Raw genomic sequence first — 4526 nt, 5'->3', positions numbered from 1 at the left:
TTGCTCCGGGTCTCCGGCTCCTCGGCGTCCCGTCCCGACCGGCCGCTCCGGCCGGGACGGACGGCCCAGCATCGGGTACTCGGCCGGTCTCCCCGCCACCGGCGGCGGCCGCCATCACCGCGGCGGCCGCCAGGTCCGCCACCCGCTTGGCCTCCCGCTGTACCCGGGCCCGGACGTCCTTGGCGTGCCGCTCGACCGACTCGGCCGCCTGCCGCGCCTCTTCCAGCCGCCGGGTCTCGACGACCAGGCTCCGGCGGGTCTCCTCCAGCCGGCGCTGCGTCTGCACGAGGTCCCGCTCGGTGGTGTCGCCCTCCTGCTGGATCTCGGCGAGCTGCTGCCGGGCGGTCTCCAACTCCTCGCTCACCTGCGCCAGCGCCTGCTGCCGCTCCGCGATCTCCTCCTGCACCGCCGTGAGCTGCTCCTGCTGCGCCGCCATCTGCTCGTCGGCACGCTGGCGCACCTCGGTGGCGTACTGCTGCGCCTCGGCGATCAGCGCCTGCATCTGCTGCTCCGCGGCGCTGTGCTGGTTGGTGAGCTCCTGCTCGGCCGCCGCCCGGTGCTCGGCCAGCTCCTGCTCGGCGGCGGCCCGCCGCTCGGCGATCTCCTTCTCGGCGGTGGCCTGCCACTGGGCCAGCTCCTGCTGGCTCTGCGCCCGCGCCGCCTGGATCTCCTGCTGGATCTGGGTACGGGCCGCCTTGGTCAGCGCCTCCGCCGCCGTCCGGGTCTGGGTGATCTGCTTGGCGGTCTGCTCGCTGATCCGCTTCGCCTCCTGCTGGGCGCGCTCGTGCGCGGCCTCACCCTCCGCCCGCAGCTTCTCGGCCCGCTCGTGGATCTCGGCCAGCTCCCGCTCGGCCGCCGACCGGCGCTCCTCGTACACCTTGTCCTGCTCGGCCCGGCGCGCGGACAGTTCCTCGTCGAGGTCCCGCAGCGACTGGACGGTGCGCTCCCGCGCCTCGGTCAGCACCTTCTCGGCCTCGCTCTGCAGGTTGGTCGCCCGCTGCGTCGCCGTCTCGGTGATGACCCCGGCCTGCTTCTCGGCCAGCGCCAGGATCTGGTCCACCATCGGGCCCAGGTCGCGGAAGGACGCGCGGTCCACCTGGCTGGGGCGCTGCCGCAGCTCCGTCAGCTCCGCCTGGAGGCGCTGGATGTGCGTGGTGAGGCCGTGCACCTGGCTCGCCGCCTGGTCCCGCTCGGTCGACAGCGTCGCGAGCTGACCGTCGGTCTGCTCGATGTACCGGTCCACCTGCCGCTTGTCGTACCCGCGCAGGGCGGTCTCGAAATGCGGCCGTCCGGCCGCGTCGTCACGCAGCGCGAACGGCTCCTCGCCGTTGGACATGCCGCACCCTCCGTACTGTGTGAACGCCACGCGGATGGACGCCCACGGGCCATGATGTGGCGCAACGCTACCGTCGTCCGGCCCCGCACAATAGGCCCGCCCCGGTGATCGGGACGCGGTGAGGGGCCCCGGTTGCGTCGGTGGCCTCCGCGGGGTCACGGCCTGTCGATGCGGTGGCTCCCGCGTCGACAGCCCGGTGCCCCGGTCGGAGCGTCGACCGGTCGGCGGCGGTGCTCGTCCCTCGGGTGGGTCGGGGCGCGGGTTCGGCGGCGGGTCAGGCGGGTGGTCGCCGAGGGGCCGCGACGATGGCCGAGCGGAGGCGGGTGAGGGCGTCGTTGCGCGCACCGGTCAGGGACGGTTCCCGGGTCAGTCGGGCCGCGCGGAGGTCGACGTGGCGCGGCAGGCGGCCGAAGGCGGCGGTGACGGCGTCGAGGACCGTCGGGCCCCACGGCCCGCCGAGGACGACCAGCTGCGGGTCGGTGAGCGCGACGACGGCGGCGAGGACGCCGCTCACCGCCGCTCCGATCGCCTCGCGGGCGGCCGCCGACGCGCCAACCTGCTGGCGGAGCCGGTCGACGTCGATCGCCGTGCTGCCGGGCCGGCGCAGCCCCAGGTCGCCGAACACCTCGATGAACCGGGTCGCCCGACCGTCCGGGCCGATGGTGATCAGGTGCGCGATCTCGCCGGCGAGGCCGCCGTGCCCCCGGCGTACCTGGCCGTCGCTGACCACCGCGCAGCCCAGTCCCTCGCCGAGGAAGAGGTACGCGAAGTCGGTGAGGCTGGTCGGATCGGTGTCGCGCTCGGCCTGGGCCGCCCAGTTGACGTCGTTGTCGACGACGACCGGCCCCTGGACCTGCGGCGCGAGCACGTCGACCGGGTCCAGCTCGCCGAGCAGGAACGGCGCGTCGGGGAGCCGGATCAGCCGGCCGGTGGTGCGCTGCACCGGGTCGGCGGCGCTGACGACCGCCAGTCGGGTGGCCCGTCCCGCGCTGCGCTGGGCCTGCGTGGCGGCGGTGCGCAGGGCGGCCGCGACCTGCTCGGGTCGGGCCGGGCGGCTGATCTCGTGGTGGGTCCGGGCCAGGGTGTCTCCGTAGGCGTCGACGCACTCGGCCACCACCCCGTCGGGCGCGATCCCGATCACCAGGGCGGTGCCGACCGTGTCGGCGAGCGCGTAGTACGAGCCGACGCGCCCCCGGCCGCGTCCGCCGGGGGTCCGTTCTCCCGTGTCCACGACCAGTCCCGCCTCGGTCAGCCGGCGCACGCTCTCGCCCACCGTCGGCTTGGACAGGCCGCTGCGGGTCGCCAGGTCGGCCCGGGTCAGGCGCCTGGCCTGCATCAACTCGCGGAGCACGTGCTCGTCGGTCAGCGAGCGGAGCAGCTCCAGCGAGGGCTTGGCGGCGGTCACGCCCTGATTCTAGTCAGGAGTCTTGCCTAGAAGGCGTCCCGCCACCTACAGTCCTTTCAAAGAAGGAGCCTTAACTAGAAGGAGTCCTGCCATGACCGCCCAACCCGCCCTCACCACCGCCTCGCTCCCGCCGCTGCCGCACTGGGAGTCGACCCCGACCGACCTGCCCGGCGCGATCCGGGAGATCAAGGCGGCGCTGCGCGCCCGCATCGAGGCCTCCGGCCGGACGGTCGAGGAGGTGTTCGCCGTCGTCGAGCGGCGGATCCGGGCCGAGGTCGACGAGATCGTCGCGGCGCGCGACCGCGGCGAGCCGGTCTGGCCGGTCATCGAGTACGCCGACCTCGAGGCCGGCACGGTGCCGGCCGAGACCCTGCGGGCGCTGCGCCGGCGCGGCTGCCTCGTCGTGCGCGGACACTTCGACCGGGAGCAGGCCCTCGGCTGGGACCGCGACATCGTCGACTACGTCGAGGGCAACGGCTTCTTCGACGCCTACCGCGGCCCCGGCGACGACTTCTTCGGCAGCGTGGGTTCCAAGCCCGAGATCTACCCGATCTACTGGTCGCCGGCGCAGATGCAGGCCCGCCAGAGCGACCGGATGGCCCGGGTGCAGGCGTTCCTCAACAGCCAGTGGAAGCACGAGTCCGAGGGCGTGCGGTGGTTCGACCCGGAGCGCGACTCGCTCTACCCCGACCGGATCCGCCGCCGGCCGCCGGGCGCCGACTCCCAGGGCCTCGGCACCCACCTCGACCCCGGCACCCTCGACCTGTGGATGACCGAGGCGTACCAGCGGACCTTCCGCCACCTCTTCGACGGCACCGTCGAGCAGTACGACCCCTGGGACGCCGCCTACCGCACCGCCGGACCGCAGTACCCGGGCAGCACCATGTGCTCCGCCTTCCGCACCTTCCAGGGCTGGACCGCGCTGTCCGACATGGACCACGACCAGGGGGTGCTGCACACCGTGCCGATCCCCGGGGCCATGGCGTACCTGATGCTCCGGCCGCTGCTGGCCGACGTGCCCGAGGACGACATGTGCGGGGTGACGGTCAACCAGGTCTTCCCCGCCAACCAGACCTGGCACCCGCTGCTGATGCGGGCCCTCGTCGGCATCCCCGACGTCCGGGCCGGCGACTCCGTCTGGTGGCACTGCGACATGATCCACAGCGTGGCGCCCGTGCAGAACCAGCAGGGCTGGGGCAACGTCATGTACATCCCCGCCGCGCCCTGGTGCCCGCGCAACGAGCGCTACGCGGCCAGCGTCCGGGAGGCCTTCCAGACCGGGTCCAGCCCCGCCGACTTTCCCGAGGAGCACTACGAGCGCAGCTGGCCCGACCGCTTCCCGGCCGAGAGCCTGAGCTCCACCGGCCGACGCGGCCTCGGCCTCGGCTGAGCTGTAGCGGGCTGGTTTCTGGGGTGACTGCGCTGCCGGGACTGGGGGAGCGCGAAACGGCTGACAACCCCGATGTGACGGGGGACGCACGCCGCCAATTTGACGATCAACTCGCGGTCCGCGTAACTTTCTCTCTGCCAGCGCGGAACGGACGAAACAGGCGAAAGACCTGGTAGGCCGGGCGCGGGAATGAGCTTCCGGTTCTGAGGGTTGTACTCCTCGGAACCCGGGACCGGGCGGTGCCCCGAAGACGCTGCGAGGCGGATTTGGTGAGGCGGAGCCGACCGGGTATGGTTCATCGCCGGTAGGGAACCGGGCGAGCGTGCGGGTGACTGCAGCGGCCGGCCTGTCGGAAGCCATGAGGTCAGCGGTGAGAGCCGGTGGTTTTGTGGTGC

The 4526-nt window shown here is 73.3% G+C and carries 3 protein-coding genes; 1 reads left to right on the top strand and 2 read right to left on the bottom strand.

What is annotated here, in order from left to right; all coding sequences use genetic code 11:
* The coding region (locus JNW89_RS28575) for a DivIVA domain-containing protein (protein ID WP_238451467.1) at positions 1–1336 on the bottom strand (1336 nt) is incomplete at its 3' end.
* Between the two features lie 274 nt (positions 1337–1610).
* Positions 1611–2741, bottom strand: a complete 1131-nt coding sequence (locus tag JNW89_RS28570) for an ROK family transcriptional regulator (protein WP_238451466.1) — start codon at positions 2739–2741, stop codon at positions 1611–1613.
* Between the two features lie 91 nt (positions 2742–2832).
* Between JNW89_RS28570 and JNW89_RS28565 the strand changes: the two genes are divergently transcribed.
* Positions 2833–4131: a DUF1479 domain-containing protein gene (locus JNW89_RS28565; protein WP_238451465.1), complete on the top strand. Its 1299-nt coding sequence runs from the start codon at positions 2833–2835 to the stop codon at positions 4129–4131.
* Positions 4132–4526 lie beyond the last annotated feature (395 nt).

The sequence above is a fragment of the Micromonospora sp. 4G55 genome (assembly GCF_016803375.1).
Note: the sequence above shows the minus strand (reverse complement) of the source record. Positions and strands in the feature narration are given on the sequence as shown.

Excerpts from the sequence above, each read along its gene's own strand:
- JNW89_RS28565 (WP_238451465.1), top strand. The coding sequence starts at position 2,833 with ATGACCGCCCAACCCGCCCTCACCACCGCCTCGCTCCCGCCGCTGCCG.